At 43.6% G+C, this 14410-nt stretch carries 14 protein-coding genes; 7 read left to right on the top strand and 7 right to left on the bottom strand.

Translation table 11 applies throughout. The features are described from left to right. The first annotated feature begins 84 nt into the window (after window positions 1-84). Entirely contained in the window at window positions 85-510 is a 426-nt protein-coding gene (locus MARME_RS21920) for a YqaA family protein (protein WP_083799796.1), read from the top strand. 19 nt (window positions 511-529) lie between these two features. Further along, window positions 530-1231 carry an SPOR domain-containing protein gene (locus tag MARME_RS15700; protein WP_013662244.1) on the top strand — a complete coding sequence of 234 codons (702 nt, stop codon included), beginning with the start codon at window positions 530-532 and terminating at the stop codon, window positions 1229-1231. Here the strand turns inward: MARME_RS15700 and MARME_RS15695 are convergent. The 3 genes from MARME_RS15695 to MARME_RS15685 all read right to left on the bottom strand — a co-directional run bounded on the left by MARME_RS15695 (window position 1228) and on the right by MARME_RS15685 (window position 6024). Further along, window positions 1228-2253: a pectinesterase family protein gene (locus MARME_RS15695; protein ID WP_013662243.1), complete on the bottom strand. Its 1026-nt coding sequence runs from the start codon at window positions 2251-2253 to the stop codon at window positions 1228-1230. The genes MARME_RS15700 and MARME_RS15695 overlap by 4 nt on opposite strands. Before the next feature lie 350 nt (window positions 2254-2603). Next, a complete protein-coding gene (locus MARME_RS15690) occupies window positions 2604-4739 on the bottom strand; it encodes a TRAP transporter permease (RefSeq protein WP_013662242.1) in 2136 nt (711 codons plus the stop codon). A 259-nt stretch (window positions 4740-4998) separates the two neighbouring features. Further along, entirely contained in the window at window positions 4999-6024 is a 1026-nt protein-coding gene (locus MARME_RS15685; protein WP_013662241.1) for a TAXI family TRAP transporter solute-binding subunit, read from the bottom strand. Between the two features lie 374 nt (window positions 6025-6398). Here MARME_RS15685 and MARME_RS15680 point away from each other — a divergent pair, with 374 nt between their 5' ends. From MARME_RS15680 to MARME_RS15670, 3 genes are all read left to right on the top strand, one after another. Then, a complete protein-coding gene (locus tag MARME_RS15680; protein WP_013662240.1) occupies window positions 6399-7007 on the top strand; it encodes an HAD family hydrolase in 609 nt (202 codons plus the stop codon). Between the two features lie 107 nt (window positions 7008-7114). Then, window positions 7115-9070, top strand: coding sequence for an acetate--CoA ligase (gene acs / locus MARME_RS15675; RefSeq protein ID WP_013662239.1), 1956 nt, complete (start codon window positions 7115-7117; stop codon window positions 9068-9070). Between the two features lie 192 nt (window positions 9071-9262). Next, window positions 9263-9898: a response regulator transcription factor gene (locus tag MARME_RS15670; RefSeq protein ID WP_013662238.1), complete on the top strand. Its 636-nt coding sequence runs from the start codon at window positions 9263-9265 to the stop codon at window positions 9896-9898. A 15-nt stretch (window positions 9899-9913) separates the two neighbouring features. On the opposite strand, the gene yidD is transcribed toward MARME_RS15670, so the two are convergent. Further along, window positions 9914-10147 carry a membrane protein insertion efficiency factor YidD gene (gene yidD / locus MARME_RS15665; protein ID WP_013662237.1) on the bottom strand — a complete coding sequence of 78 codons (234 nt, stop codon included), beginning with the start codon at window positions 10145-10147 and terminating at the stop codon, window positions 9914-9916. Between the two features lie 140 nt (window positions 10148-10287). On the opposite strand from yidD, the gene MARME_RS15660 reads away from it, so the two are divergent. Next, window positions 10288-11175, top strand: coding sequence for a prephenate dehydratase (locus MARME_RS15660; RefSeq protein ID WP_049787832.1), 888 nt, complete (start codon window positions 10288-10290; stop codon window positions 11173-11175). A gap of 36 nt (window positions 11176-11211) precedes the next feature. Here MARME_RS15660 and MARME_RS15655 read toward each other — a convergent pair whose 3' ends face one another. Further along, complete coding sequence (locus tag MARME_RS15655; RefSeq protein WP_013662235.1) at window positions 11212-11973, bottom strand: alpha/beta fold hydrolase; 762 nt, start codon at window positions 11971-11973, stop codon at window positions 11212-11214. A gap of 276 nt (window positions 11974-12249) precedes the next feature. Here MARME_RS15655 and MARME_RS15650 point away from each other — a divergent pair, with 276 nt between their 5' ends. After that, complete coding sequence (locus MARME_RS15650; protein ID WP_013662234.1) at window positions 12250-12855, top strand: CDP-alcohol phosphatidyltransferase family protein; 606 nt, start codon at window positions 12250-12252, stop codon at window positions 12853-12855. 120 nt (window positions 12856-12975) lie between these two features. Here the strand turns inward: MARME_RS15650 and yfaE are convergent, their stop codons facing one another. Beyond that, window positions 12976-13278, bottom strand: coding sequence for a class I ribonucleotide reductase maintenance protein YfaE (yfaE, locus tag MARME_RS15645; RefSeq protein ID WP_013662233.1), 303 nt, complete (start codon window positions 13276-13278; stop codon window positions 12976-12978). After that, window positions 13250-14383 (bottom strand): class Ia ribonucleoside-diphosphate reductase subunit beta, encoded by a 1134-nt coding sequence (gene nrdB / locus MARME_RS15640; protein ID WP_013662232.1) that lies wholly within the window; start codon window positions 14381-14383, stop codon window positions 13250-13252. Before nrdB ends, yfaE begins: the two co-directional genes overlap by 29 nt. Window positions 14384-14410 lie beyond the last annotated feature (27 nt).

Below are 14410 nucleotides of genomic sequence, written 5' to 3'. Positions count from 1 at the left end.
CATGTAACGTGTATATTGCTTCAGCTCTAATCCATTGATTTGGCGTGATCGTCTGATGCGCTATCCAATCTAGGCCGCTATTTTTTGCTTGATCTACTTTCCCTCTTTAGCACGTCGTTTTTATCGTCGACTATTTTACCGGGCGGCTCGGAAGCGCTGCTGCTTTATTTGACTCAGACGTCGACCTATTCGTTGATAGCGCTGTGGGTTATCGCAAGTGTCGGGAATACGTTAGGGGGGTTAACGAACTGGTTATTAGGACGTTATTTGTATCGGTTTAAGGAACATAGACTTTTTCCAATTTCTAGCACACAACTTAATAAAGCGACACACTTCTTTCATAAGTACGGTACAGCATCCCTTTTATTCAGTTGGCTTCCTATAATAGGTGACGCATTGTGCATATTAGCAGGCGTCTCCAGAGTGAGACTTTTCATTTTCTTTGTTCTTGTTTTGTTTGGTAAATCTGCTCGGTATGCCATACTCTTATTGGGTGTAGAGTATCTTTGATTAGTCGAGGTGTGAAAGAGTGGGTGATCTAAAGCATGTATTTTGCTGGAGTGCGGCGAGCTTGGCTTTACTAAGCTTAGTCGGTTGTTCTTCTTTGACAGGAACCTCAAATGTTCTCTCGAATGCGGAATTGCAAAATCATGTAGCGGCTCACGCCACAGAAATAAATACCATCAAACCTCAGATGGAAGAATTGGAACGAGAGCAAGCCCTTCTAAAAGAGGACTTAGTTGACCTTGAACAGAAGATAGCTAAGCTACAGCGATCGCCAGTGGTGCAAAGTGCTAGCGATACGACGAAAAAAGCAGGGATGAAGGCTTCACCAGAAGAGGAGGTGTATTCGAGTCGAAGCGAACCTGTTGTCGCGGATTTTAAGTCTGGTCGAAATGCGTCAGGGAAAGGTATGTCTACCAAAGTAACCTCTATGTCGTCTAATCAGTACTCAGGTCAGTTCTACGGCGTTCAATTGGCGGCTTACGCGAGTAAATCTCTAGCGATGAAAGGCTGGCAAAAAATTAGTCGTGCAAATCCGATAGATTATGTCGATACAGCCCCTCTTATTAAGCGCCATACGATAAAAGGAAAAGTGTATTATCAGCTGAAAGTTGGGCCATTTGTTGAGCGGTCGTACAGTGTTGATTTTTGCAATATGCTAAAACAGCAACGTGCTCAAACCTGTCTTATTACTCGCTACGATGGCGAGCCTTTTTTGAGCCCTTAGCCTGCAATCTTAGGGAGCCACCCTTCTAGAATAGAATCGATAGAATATTTGTGGGCATCCAATGAGCTCAATTGAAAACGCGTACTGTTTGCTCCGGGACCATGGCATTGATACTCGTTAAATCGTGCGTCACATTCAGGTAAAAAATAGATCTGATTACCATGTTTGTCTTTCCCGCCCATTTTATCCCAACCATAGATATGGTCGCCCATAAAACACCGGATAAAGGTTGTTTTTCCAATTGCATTTGGGTCGGCATATTTACCATCGGAAAATGAGGTGGTTGGGTGCCAAGGTCTCCCTAATGCATAGCTTTGTATTGGGATATCCGCGCTTTCTTTAACGAGCTGGCAGTCAAGAAATGTGAGGCCGAACTCCTGATCTAGTGGTGTGCTTGGGGCGGTGAGATACCCCATACTTTTTAAACTTGTTGGTGTATTTCGTGCGACGACTGTGCATTGATCAAATACCGCATTGCCGTTTCCAAAAATAAAATCGATATTACCTGTAATATCACACTGGTAAAAATAGCTTCTTGAACCCTTTACAAACAAGGTGTCTTGAAAGCCTTGGAGTCTAACATCATCAATAATGCATCTGTCGCAATCGTTCCCCAATAGAAGTGCGACGGCTTGAGTATGTTTTACTCGGTCGTTAGAATCGAGTGCCAGTAAAGCATTATTTATATAATCAAAGTCATTGCGTATCGTTAGCGATGTTAGGCTGCAATCTGTTGCGTTTATCATGAGTGTTCTGCTGCCAAGCGTACTAATGAGTTCACCGCTGTTATTAAGTTGTCCCGCGACCATGCTTCCTGTAATAACGGTATTTTTTTTGCCTGCTCCTACTAGGTGTACATTGTTCCGAGTGATATTGAGTCGTTCTTCATAGACCCCCTCATCAATATGTATTGTGAATGGGCGATTGTCATCAGGAGCACTTTGCAAAGCGTGGGTTATGCTTGAAAAAGTACTCGGTTTACGTGATTGGGAGACATGCGCGCTGTAGTGTGTTTTACTCATTTCATACTCTTCCTAAGACCTTTGCACGACTACTACGCATTTCTATGCCGGGTGAAAAAATAGATTCGAAATGCGTATTTATAGTTTATAAACTCCGCTTTTACGTCTATTTATACCTTGTCTATTTATGCCTTCGCTGTGACTTCCTGCTGAGGTCTTGTTTTATTTCCGGTGCAATTAAACAGAATAATAGAAGAGAAAACAGAGTATTTAAACTGATATTTAAAACGGCGTTTCAAATATTTATATAAAGGTGAGATAAATCGATAGGTAGGTGTGTTTTAAAACAAAGCGGGACGAGCTGCGCGCCCCGCTTTGTTTTTAGTGCTTTGTTTGTTCTAGCGATTTCGTTAGTTTGCGCTTTTCGCATTGTAGCTGCGGTTTGTGATAACGAAAATGATTAGGAACACGACAAGGCCAATAGCGTTTACAGCAATAGGAAGATGTGGCCAAAGCATAGCGCCAGACGCGGCCAGTGTCACAATACGAGTGAGAATGTTCAGCTTGTCTTCAAGGTAGCCTTCCATTGCTGCGACTAGAGCATATAGACCAAAAATTCCGAAAATGGTTAGCTTTAACAACTCTAGTGGCTCACCACCAATGAGAGGGGTATAGGCCATCATCAATGGGATGATATAGAGCCCTTTCGCGAGTTTCCAAGCGGTCACGCCCGTGCGCATTGGAGGGGTTTTTGCTATTGCGGCAGCAGCGAAAGCGGTGAGACAAACCGGCGGAGTGACATTACTGTCTTGGGAAAGCCAAAAGATAATCATATGAGCCGTTACTAGAATCATTGCGACGGACTCAGCTCCCAACGCTTGATCCATTAGCATGCTTTTAAAGTCTGCAGGAACTTGAGAGACCAGTGCTTGGGCTTGCTCAATAGGCATGCCCTGCGTAAGTGTACCTAATACGCTTGGATCAACCAGCATGAAAATCGCTGATGCGGCTTCAGGTAATTGCCCCGACGCAATTTGATCAACGAGCTGGCTTTCTGCAATGAGGTTAAAAATGGCCGGTGCTGATAAGGTTCCTAACACGATATACGATGCAGTGACAGGCAAGCCCATGCCTAAAACGAGTGATGCGATAGCAACAAGAATGATCGTCCAAAGTAAGCTTCCTCCAGCCCAATCAGTGATAAGAAGAGAGAAGGTATTACCGACGCCCGTGGTGCTAATGACGTTTACCACAAGACCAATCCCAACTAATAGGACTGCTGTTGTAGACATGTTTTTGGCGCCTTGTGCCATCGCATCTAATATCGCCAACGGTCCCATTCTGTGTTGCTTCGATAGCCAAGATGCGGCAATAACCGATAAAATACTAATGCCAGCCGCATAAGTTGGTGTAAAGCCTTGAATGAGCAAGGTAACTAAAACGGCGAGCGGAATGGCATGATGCCAGCCTTCTTTGAGAACGTCTTTTATCGATACACCGTCATCGTCAGTTGATGTCACGTTGCTTCGTTTTGCTTCTACTCTGACAAAAAACGCAACAGACAAAAAGTAAAGTAGAGCGGGGATGGCTGCAACACCAATAATAGTGACGTAAGACACCTGTGTATAGGATGCCATTATAAAGGCACCTGCGCCCATAACTGGAGGCATCAGTTGACCGCCCGTTGAGGCTGCGGCTTCGATTCCTGCTGCAAACCTTGCAGGGAAACCTGCGCGCCTCATAAGAGGAATGGTGATGACACCAGTTGAAACAGTGTTAGCAACAGACGAACCGGAAACAGAGCCCATAAGTCCTGAACCTAAGACCGCTACAAATCCAGGGCCTCCGATCATTTTGCTGGCTAGGGAGCGAGATAATGTGATGATGAATTCACCTGCGCCAGATTTTACTAAAAAGGCACCAAACAGAATAAACATGAAGACAAAACTCCATGAAATTCGTGAAATAGAGCCGAACATACCGTCGGTACTGAAGAAGCTTCGATAGAGCAGTGTTTCTAAGCTTAATCCTGGAAAAGAAAACGCTCCACTAATCCATTGTCCCCACAGTACAACGTAGGAGAGTGCAACGAGTATGAGTGATGGTATGAACCAGCCGGTTGTACGTCGGATCAATTCTAAGGAGAGAATGATAGCAATCGACGAAAAAATCCAATCGCCCGTGGAAAAGACCACTCCCCGTTCGTACAGTGCGTCTTCAAACAGTGCAATATAAAACACCGTTGCGATTAGCAATAAGACAATTAACGAATCAATCGCAAAGGCAATTTTACTGTTTCTAAGCGACGGATGAGCGGGAATAAGCAAAGCACAGAGAGTGCCGAAGCCTGCAAAGTGGAAGGCCGACACCCAAAGTTCTGGGAGGGTTCCTAATGTGTTGATATAAATGTGTGCAATGGCAAGGAAAATACTAAATCCGAATACAACACGATTTATAAGAGGGGTATTTCGATGTTGTGTTTCGAATTCTTCCAGATTTACATCTTGGTCAATATGGCTATCCGCCGATGTGTTTGGAGACGACATACGTATTGTTCCTAACTTGGGTCGTGGTTTTTTAGAGAGGCAAGTCTCTGCCTGCTACAAAAAATGGTGTTACAGAAAAAGCGTGTGATAGAAAACTTTATTAGAAAATAATCTGTCAGTAAGCCCATGATTGACATGGGCTTACTGACTATTAAACCCTTTGTCGATAGGTTCAATATCGACATTCGGCTTAGCCTTAATCACAGATTGGCTTTTTATACGCCGACATTTCAGGGCTTAGTTACAGCTTCCACAAACTCTAATTAGCAATAAGTGAATCCGGTATTTCAATACCTTGTTCCTTATAGTAGCGTGCCGCACCTGGGTGCAGAGGCACTGGTAATCCAGCAATAGCCTTGTCAATAGACATGACTGATGTCGCTTTGTGGATTGCGCTGAGGTAAGGCAAGTTTTCGTACAAAGATTTTGTTAGCTGATAAATATCTTCTTCCGATGTATCGGCTCTGGTCGCCAAAAAGTTAGGCTGGGCGATGGTATTAATCGCTTTTTCCTGGCCGGGATAAGTGTTTGCAGGAATCACATAACGAGTCCAAAGGTCATAACTGCCATTGGCCTCTTTCATTTGCTCATCGGTGAAATCCAATACTTTTACTTTATTCCCCATTGATGCATACAAGCGAGTAACCGCACTGACAGGTACTCCGGCAGGGGTGTTCATGCCTTCGATGTTGCCGTTTTGCATCGCGTCTGCACTTGGGCCATAACCCATAAAGGCTAGAGAGAATTTATCAGGGTCGATGTTTAGTCCGCTTAAAAGCTGTCGACCAGACCCTTCAGTACCAGAGTTTTTCTTACCAATGGAGAACTTGTTATTCGAGCCTTCAAGGTCTTTTAGGTCTGCTACGGTGCCAGTTTTAGCAAGGTTTTTTCGTAAAACAAAGTGTTCTACGTTTTGCCAAAGCATACTGACAGAGCGAAGTTCAGTTTGTTTGCCCGCTTGTTTTAGTGGGCCTTCTCCATTCCACGCCCAAGCACCGTATAAACCTTGTAAGATCGCAAATTGAGCCTGGTTTTCACGAAGGAGCTTTACGTTTTCACCTGATCCAGCTGAACTGATGGCCGACAACGACATACCAAATTTAGGTTGAAGTTTTACCTTACTCAATGTTGCGATGGCGACGCCAACTGGGTAGTAAGTACCGCCAGTTGAGGCCGTTGCTAAGATGTAGTCTCTGTCAGCTGCGTTCGCTGTCACCGTGGCACCTGACATGGTCGCGACGGTTAGGCCTGCAATAAGTGACTTTTTTAAAGAATTCAGTTTCATTTTATTATTCTCCAACTTATTAAGGTTAAAACAGGATTTTTAGCGGTTTACTTGTATCAGTGAACTTCTATTCGTGAACCTTTATTAATGTTCCTTGCCCCGTTGTCCTTTGTGTCCTGATGGAACACTGAGCCTTATTAAAGGCTTTCATGCCCAAAATTACAACCCATCATAAATTTTGCTAATGAGGGCTGCCTATTTGATGTTTAAAAATCGCTATGTAGCGTTGTCGGTATGTCTTTAGATCTCAACAGTAAACGTCATCTTGATCAGTTTTTTTCTTATGGCATAGCCGTTTGTAAGACTTGTTCGCAGCTTCGTTAGCCTATATTGTAGAGACGATTCTCTTATAGGTTAGCTAGGCATTTAAGAATATGCACCAGATAAAGGTCGTGTTATTTGACTTAGGAAATGTATTGGTCGATTTAGGTGATAAAAGTCGAATTGCGTCGTTCTTAAATACAGATGATACGTTGGAAGTAATATGGCGTAAATGGCTTACCTCAGAGGCCGTTGCCAAGTTCGATTCAGGCAAAATAGGGCTCGATGAGTTTGTGAACCAATTGATGAATGAAGTCGGTCATCATGGAGATAAGAGCCAGTTTAAAGAAGCCTTTGTGGCCTGGCCAAATGGTTTGTTTGACGGCGCAATAGAGCTTGTAAAGGCTGTACCCAGTCACTTTCATAAAGCGATCTTGTCTAATACAAATGCAGCGCATTGGGGACGCCTGATGGATGAAATGGGGTTGTCTAGTCAATTTGACAGTTACTTTGCCTCTCATCAAATGGGTCTGGTTAAGCCGGATCGCTCATCTTATTTACATGTAATAGATGCGTTAAACGTATTGCCGCAAGAAATTCTATTTATGGATGATAACAAGCTAAATATTGATGCGGCGCAGGGTCTTGGTATTAATGCCTTCTTAGTGCGTGGTGTTCAAGAAGCCAAACGTTGCTTGCAGGATAACAATATCCTATCGTAAGAAACGATTTATATAGACTAAAGTGTAATAGTGTTCGTCTAGCGTACCGCTATTCTAAAAAGACCAACTTCGCATCCAAATATAAAAATTAACAACGGAGCAGTGAGATGACACAAGAAGTAAGCGATTTTCAGCGCAAATTTAGCCCAGCTGGAACCGTTCCGCATGACGTCTTTGAAGAGAACTATCAGGCTTCTATTTCTAACCCCGAGGTTTTTTGGGGAGAAATGGGTAAGCGGCTTCATTGGTTTAAGCCTTATTCCGTCGTGAAAAATATCAGCTTTGCTCGTAATAACGTCAGCATCAAGTGGTATGAAGATGGCGAACTAAACGTTGCCTATAATTGTATTGATCGTCATCTTCCTGAGAAAGCGAATCAAGTTGCGTACTATCTTGAAGGTGATCAAGAAGGGCCGTCTGATTCCATTACCTACCAAGAGCTTCATGATGAAGTAGGGCGTTTGGCCAACGCGCTAAAATCTCAAGGAATCGTAAAAGGCGACCGCGTTGCTATTTATATGCCAATGATCCCGCAGGCGGTTTATGCCATGTTGGCATGTGCTCGAATCGGTGCTATCCACAGTGTTATTTTTGGTGGCTTTTCAGCCAGCGCTATTGCTGATCGCTTGAATGACTGTGACGTAAAGCTCGTCATGACGGCAGATCAAGGCAAACGCGCAGGAAACTCAATAAATCTTAAAAAGAATGTCGATATGGCGCTGGCGGATAACGCCTGCCCGTCAGTAAAAAATGCAATGGTTTATCGATATACGAAGGCTGACATAGAGTGGAACGAAGACATCGACCTAGACTGGCAAGCGTTGGTTGATGAGCAAAGTACGGATTGTCCTGCAGTGTCTATGAATGCCGAAGATCCTCTTTTCATTTTGTACACGTCCGGATCGACAGGCAAGCCAAAAGGCGTTGTTCATACGTCAGGAGGCTATTTAGTGTATGCGTCTATGACTCAAGAAATTGTCTTTGGTTTACAACCGGATGATGTTTACTGGTGTGCGGCGGACGTAGGATGGATTACGGGTCATAGCTATATGGTATATGGTCCTCTTGCCAATGGTGTCACAAGTGTTCTGTTCGAAGGGGTTCCAACCTATCCTGATGCGGGGCGCATTGGCCGTGTCGTTGATAAGTATAAAGTAAATCTTCTTTATACCGCACCAACCGCGGTGCGCGCGTTAATGGCTAAAGGTGATGAAGCGATCGAAACCAGCTCACGAGATAGCTTAAGAGTACTCGGTAGTGTGGGCGAGCCGATCAATCCTGAAGCGTGGTCTTGGTATCATCAAAAGATTGGCAATAGCAAATGTCCTATTGCGGATACATGGTGGCAAACCGAAACCGGTGGTATGATGATGACGCCTAGGCTAACGGAGACCAATGTTAAGCCTGGAGCCTGTACGTCTCCTATATACGGCGTTCAACCTGCGTTAATGGACCCGAATGGTAATGTAATCGAAGATCAAGGCGTAGAAGTTGAGGGTGGGCTAGTACTTACTGATTCATGGCCGGGTCAAGCAAGAACGGTGTATGGGGATCATGAAAGGTTTGAACAAACCTATTTTAGTACCTATGACGGCGTGTATTTTACTGGAGACGGTGCGCGTCGGGATGCCGATGGAGATTATTGGATTACCGGTCGAGTAGACGATGTATTGAATGTCTCAGGGCATAGGTTGGGGACTGCTGAAATTGAAAGTGCTCTGGTAGCGCATCCATCGGTGGCAGAAGCGGCGGTGGTTGGTTACCCGCATGACCTGAAGGGCCAAGGGCTTTATGTTTATGTGTCACCGATTGCGGGTGTAACTCCCGATGACGCGCTTACGAAGTCAGTACGGCAGTTTGTTCGTCAGGAAGTCGGTCCCGTCGCGACGCCCGATTTGATTCAATGGACGGTACGTGGTTTGCCTAAAACTCGCTCTGGTAAAATAATGCGAAGGATTTTGCGAAAAATTGCCGCGAACGAGCATGAGCAGTTAGGCGACACCACTACCTTAGCTGACCCTAGCGTTGTTGATGATTTAATTGATAACCGACTAAATGATTAAATTCGGCTTGTTGTCGTTAGCGTTGGCGTATTGCTTCTGTTGACTTTACGTTTGCGTGACTGGCTTTTTTACTTTTCTCTTAGTAGAGTCTTCCACACTAACAAAAAAGTATGATGTGGAAGGCTCTCTTGTCTTTTGGTGTTCAATAGATTCTTCTATGTCTTTACTCAATAATGATGAGAAGGACTTACCGTGATTACTCTGGCCATAGCGGATGACCATCCCTTATTTCGCAGCGCTTTAATTGGTGCCCTGAAGCAAGAATTCAACGATGTCTGTATCCATGAGTCGGATGACCTAGACTCAACGATTGAGATGCTGCAACAACATTCTGACCTGGATTTACTGTTGTTGGATTTAAACATGCCGGGGTGTGGCAAGTTATATGGCTTGATACGTATTCGTACGGATTTTCCTGACGTTCCCGTTGCCGTTATTTCTGGCTCAGAAGACAACAAAATCATCTCAACTGTTATTGAGTCTGGTGCATTAGGCTTTATTCCGAAAACCAGTGAACCGTTTCAGTACGCGTCCGCTATAAATTCAATATTAGAGGGTGATATTTGGATTCCTAAAAATGCGGTTCTAGAAAACCAAAACGACGTTAATTTGGACATGCAGAAAAAAGTAGCTGAGCTGACACCTCAACAGTTTAAAGTGCTGTGCTACTTGCATGAGGGGATGTTGAACAAACAAATTGCTTATGAGTTGAATATCTCTGAAGCAACAATTAAGGCACACATTACCGCTATTTTCCGTAAGCTTGGGGTCAACAACCGAACTCAGGCGGTATTGATAGCAAGTGATCTGGAACTAAGTCGAACGTAAGGATGTGCTCTCTGACTACGAGTTTTGTTTCTTTTCGTTTTTTGGTACCGGGTCCAGACCACCGTCACAGCCCGGGTGACAGCGACCGAGCCTTTTCATTCCGAGCCAAACCCCCTTTAAAACGCCATGCTCTTCAATGGCTTCAATCATATATTGTGAACAGCTAGGGTAGAATCGACAGTTGCTCCCCAGCAATGGACTAATAAAGTATTGATAGCCTTTGACTAGGTAAATAAATAGTATTTTCATTGTATTTGATCGTTTTGTTAGCCGACAGGCGAGCATTTCTGATGTATCGTAACACCTTCTTATCATTTCATCGAATGGACTTACCGTTTCATAGAATAGGCCTACCGTTCCATAGAATAGAGAGTATTTTGAAAAAATTTATGTCTGACCATTCTGTATCTACCTATAAATTTGATCCGTCTGCCGCAAACATTGTTGCTTACCAAGGGGAGCCGGGGGCGTATTCTCATTTAGCATGCAAACACTCTTTTCCTGACTGGACGGCTGTACACTGTGCGACGTTTTCAGATGCGCTAACGATGGTTGAAAATGGCGACGCTTATTACGCAATGATCCCGGTTGAAAATTCGACGGCAGGTCGAGTAGAGGAAATATATCGAGAGCTTAAGCGCACAGAGTTATATGTGGTAAAAGAGCACTTTGAACCTGTAAACCATTGCTTACTTATAAGAGAGAGCTCAACAACCGCGCATATCAAGAGAGTAGGAAGTCATCCTCAAGCATTGGCGCAATGTGATAGTAATATCAAAGCATTGGGTGCTGTAAACGTCGCTATGTACGATACGGCAGGAGCAGCAAAGCACTTGTCTGAAAATGACGATGATACATTGGCTGTGATTTCATCTGAGCTTGCAGCGGAGCTTTACGGATTACAAATAGCAAAGTCTCATTTTAACGATGTTGCTGGAAATACAACCCGATTCTTGGTTTTTTCACGCCAGCAAAAACAGCCAGAATTTGAGTTAGATAAAACGTATATAACCTCGTTTATGTTTCGGGTAAGGAACATACCAGCGGCGCTATATAAAGCCATGGGCGGCTTTGCCACACGCGGTATCAATATGCTGAAACTTGAAAGTTACATGGTGAATGGGCATTTTACGGCGACACAGTTCTATGTAGATGTAGAAGCGCATTTTCAAGAGTCGAAGATGCAGGCGGCACTGGAAGAGCTGATGTTTTTCTCTGAAGAAATTCGTATCCTTGGTACCTATGAAGCAGACTCGTACCGTAAGGATAAAGCTTAAGCGATACCCTTACTCTGGTGTTTTAAAAAAGCGTTTTTAATGTTGAAGAAAACGTTTTACTAGGTTAGTAAAAGGAACAGGCTTTTCAGCGTGTAACCAGTGGCCAGTATCAGGGATGACCTTGACACTCGCTTCAGGGAAGAAGGCAACAGTTTCTTGCGTGTGTTTTTGTTGTATATAGTCTGAGTTAGCCCCTTTTATAAAGAGCGTTGGCTTGTTGTATGGCGCGCTCAAACGGGGTTTGACTAGAATGGTTGAATAGCCTTCTTCGATGTTTTTACGCGCAAGTGCAATGGAGAAGCCCGACTCCTCTTTTTTAAGGTTTTTTAATAGAAACTGCCTTACTCCGACACTACTTTCAAATTTTGCGAGAATATCGTCAGCCGCTTTCCTAGAAGCTGGGCGCTGCGAATCTATTTCAGCAAGTCCCTGAAAAATCTCTAAATGACTCGGTTGGTAGTCGACAGGTGCAATGTCTACCACGATGAGTTTTTTGAACTTATCAGGGTAGTTCGATGCCAGCTGCATCGCTACTTTTCCTCCCATAGAATGTCCCAGCAAATAGCATTCATCTATATCAGATTCTGTCATCCATGAGACGATAGAATCCGCCATTTTTGGGTAACTGAGTGCTTCCATTGGTGATGATTTTCCATGATTCGGTAAATCTAGACAATGGACGGTATAAAATTCTGACCAAGATTGTGCGATCGAATGCCAGTTGTCGGCATTGCCAAATAAGCCGTGAAGAACGATCAAGTCTGGTTTATTTTCGCCGTATTTCTTTGAGTGGATCATAGTGTACCTTATCTAAACTGCATGTCTTTTAGTGTACTGCAATCGAGCACTTCATCCTATTTCCTTGTTTGAAATTTTCTACATAAGGTTGGCATATTAGATTGTCTTTCTAGCTCGTTGAGCTACAGTCGCTGATCAAACTCTTTTTTGTAACATGAGAAAGGAAAGCCTAGGTTAGTAAAGGTTAGCTAGAAAGCAGATTGTATTGATTCGTCTAGAGACTGCGATTAAGCTATTTGGAGTATTGTTGCTCCTTTTATTGATCAGGATGTTGCTGTGTTAGACACAAGACTGTTGCCTATTATCAAGAAACCATTAAACCTGATTGCTAAGGTGTTGGATACTTTTGGGGTGAGCGCTAATTACGTGACGATAGCGGGTTTTTTAATCGGAGCCTGCGCCATCCCACTTTTATGGCAGCAGCATTATGTTTGGGCGCTTATTGCGATCCTTTTGAACAGAATCTGCGATGGTATTGACGGCGAGCTTGCTCGTATAACCGAGCCTACTGATCTAGGCGGCTACTTAGACATAACGCTTGATTTTATATTTTATTCGGGTGTTGTGTTTGGGTTTGCATTAGCTCAGCCAGAGATAAATGGTTTAGCCTCCGCGTTTCTTATTTTCTCTTTCATGGGAACGGGAGCAAGCTTCCTTGCGTTTGCGATCATGGCGGAGAAGAGGCACATTGAAACACTCGAATACGGCCGTAAATCGCTTTATTTTATTGGTGGTCTGACAGAAGGCACAGAGACGATTGCTTGCTTTGTTTTAATGTGCCTTTTTCCCGATTACTTTATTCAGATAGCAGTGGCATTTGGATTGATGTGCTGGCTCACGACGGTTACTCGAATTTATGCGGCTTACCGCACGTTAAAATAGTGCTAACGGCCGTTGCTTCTCAAGGGTACTGTTTTAGCTAGAGAGTACTGTTTTATTAGCTCGAGAGCACAGTGTTAGTTAGATAGTACTGTGTCAGCTAAAGGATAGTTTGTCCGTTTATTAGTCGTTGAAAAATGCGATCTCAATATCGCTTTTGACGATGGCACAGCAGGCTAATAAAAAGCCACTTTGAACCCATGCTAGCGGTTCGAAAGGGTATTCTATTTGCCCCCAAAGTAATCGTATAGAACAAGACGAGCAGTAACCTTCGCGACATTGATACTCAATATGCAGTCCTGCTCGTTCTAGTTGAGGTAAGAGAGGTTCATCTTCCGTGACTAAGAATTGCTTCTTGCCCAGTAGTACTCGATGAACCGTGTCTTTTGAAGCGTGATTAGAGGTCAAAGTCGTCGAATTCTGCATCGTCGAGATCGTTATCTATTTGACCTACAAGGTATGAGCTTATTTCAGCTTCTTGCGGTGCCACTTGAACATTGTCGCTTACTAACCACGCATTAATCCAAGGGATAGGGTTCGATTTTGTTTCAAAGGCAGGCTCAAGACCAACGGCTTGCATGCGCACGTTAGAAATGTATTCGACATATTGGCCTAAAATTTCTGCATTCAGACCAATCATAGAACCATCTTTGAACAAATATTTTGCCCATTCTTTTTCTTGCTGTGCCGCTTCTATGAAGATATCAGTGATTTCCTGACGGCATTCTTGGGCAATGATGGCCATCTCAGGATCATCTTTACCAGAGGTCATCAAGTTTAACATGTGCTGCGTGCCTGTTAAGTGCAAGGCTTCGTCACGCGCGATCAGCTTAATGATTTTTGCATTGCCTTCCATAAGCGTTCTTTCTGCGAATGCAAAGCTACACGCGAAGCTAACGTAGAAACGAATCGCTTCCAATACATTAACGGAGGCTAATGTGACGTATAGAGCTTTTTTTAGAGCCTTCATCGAAACATCAACTTCGCCCTTACCGGGCACGTTATGTACGCCTAATCCAAGTGTATTGTATAGATTCACTTTTTCGATTAAGTCATCATAGTATCTTGAAACACTGTCGGCGCGTTTTGTAATTTCTTCATTGACGATGATGTCATCGAAAATAACGGTTGGGTCATTAACGATATTTCGAATAATGTGGGTGTACGAGCGACTGTGTATTGTTTCACTGAAAGACCAAGTCTCAATCCAAGTTTCAAGTTCTGGCAAAGAGACGATAGGGAGTAGAGCAACATTAGGAGAGCGGCCTTGGACACTATCAAGCAGTGTTTGGTATTTTAGGTTGCTCAAAAAAATATGTTGTTCGTGCTCTGCAAGGTTTAAGAAATCTTTGCGATCACTGGATAAATCAACTTCTTCTGGACGCCAGAAAAAAGACAGTTGTTTCTCGATAAGCTTTTCAAAAATAGGATGTTTTTGCTGGTCATAGCGAGCTACGTTGACGTTTTCGCCTAAAAACATGGGTTCTTTTAAACTGTCGAATTGCTTGCGATTAAAAGTTGAATAGCTCATCGCTTAATAAGGTCCTCAGATCATTTG

The organism is Marinomonas mediterranea MMB-1, from assembly GCF_000192865.1.
Taxonomy (GTDB): Bacteria; Pseudomonadota; Gammaproteobacteria; order Pseudomonadales; family Marinomonadaceae; genus Marinomonas; species Marinomonas mediterranea.
This window is presented reverse-complemented; position numbering and strand designations above follow the sequence as displayed.

Coding starts and splice junctions, on each gene's coding strand:
- MARME_RS15695 (WP_013662243.1), bottom strand. CDS start 2,253: ATGAGTAAAACACACTACAGCGCGCATGTCTCCCAATCACGTAAACCG.
- MARME_RS15690 (WP_013662242.1), bottom strand. CDS start 4,739: ATGTCGTCTCCAAACACATCGGCGGATAGCCATATTGACCAAGATGTA.
- MARME_RS15685 (WP_013662241.1), bottom strand. CDS start 6,024: ATGAAACTGAATTCTTTAAAAAAGTCACTTATTGCAGGCCTAACCGTC.
- MARME_RS15680 (WP_013662240.1), top strand. CDS start 6,399: ATGCACCAGATAAAGGTCGTGTTATTTGACTTAGGAAATGTATTGGTC.
- acs (WP_013662239.1), top strand. CDS start 7,115: ATGACACAAGAAGTAAGCGATTTTCAGCGCAAATTTAGCCCAGCTGGA.
- yidD (WP_013662237.1), bottom strand. CDS start 10,147: ATGAAAATACTATTTATTTACCTAGTCAAAGGCTATCAATACTTTATT.
- MARME_RS15660 (WP_049787832.1), top strand. CDS start 10,288: ATGTCTGACCATTCTGTATCTACCTATAAATTTGATCCGTCTGCCGCA.
- MARME_RS15655 (WP_013662235.1), bottom strand. CDS start 11,973: ATGATCCACTCAAAGAAATACGGCGAAAATAAACCAGACTTGATCGTT.
- yfaE (WP_013662233.1), bottom strand. CDS start 13,278: ATGCAGAATTCGACGACTTTGACCTCTAATCACGCTTCAAAAGACACG.
- nrdB (WP_013662232.1), bottom strand. CDS start 14,383: ATGAGCTATTCAACTTTTAATCGCAAGCAATTCGACAGTTTAAAAGAA.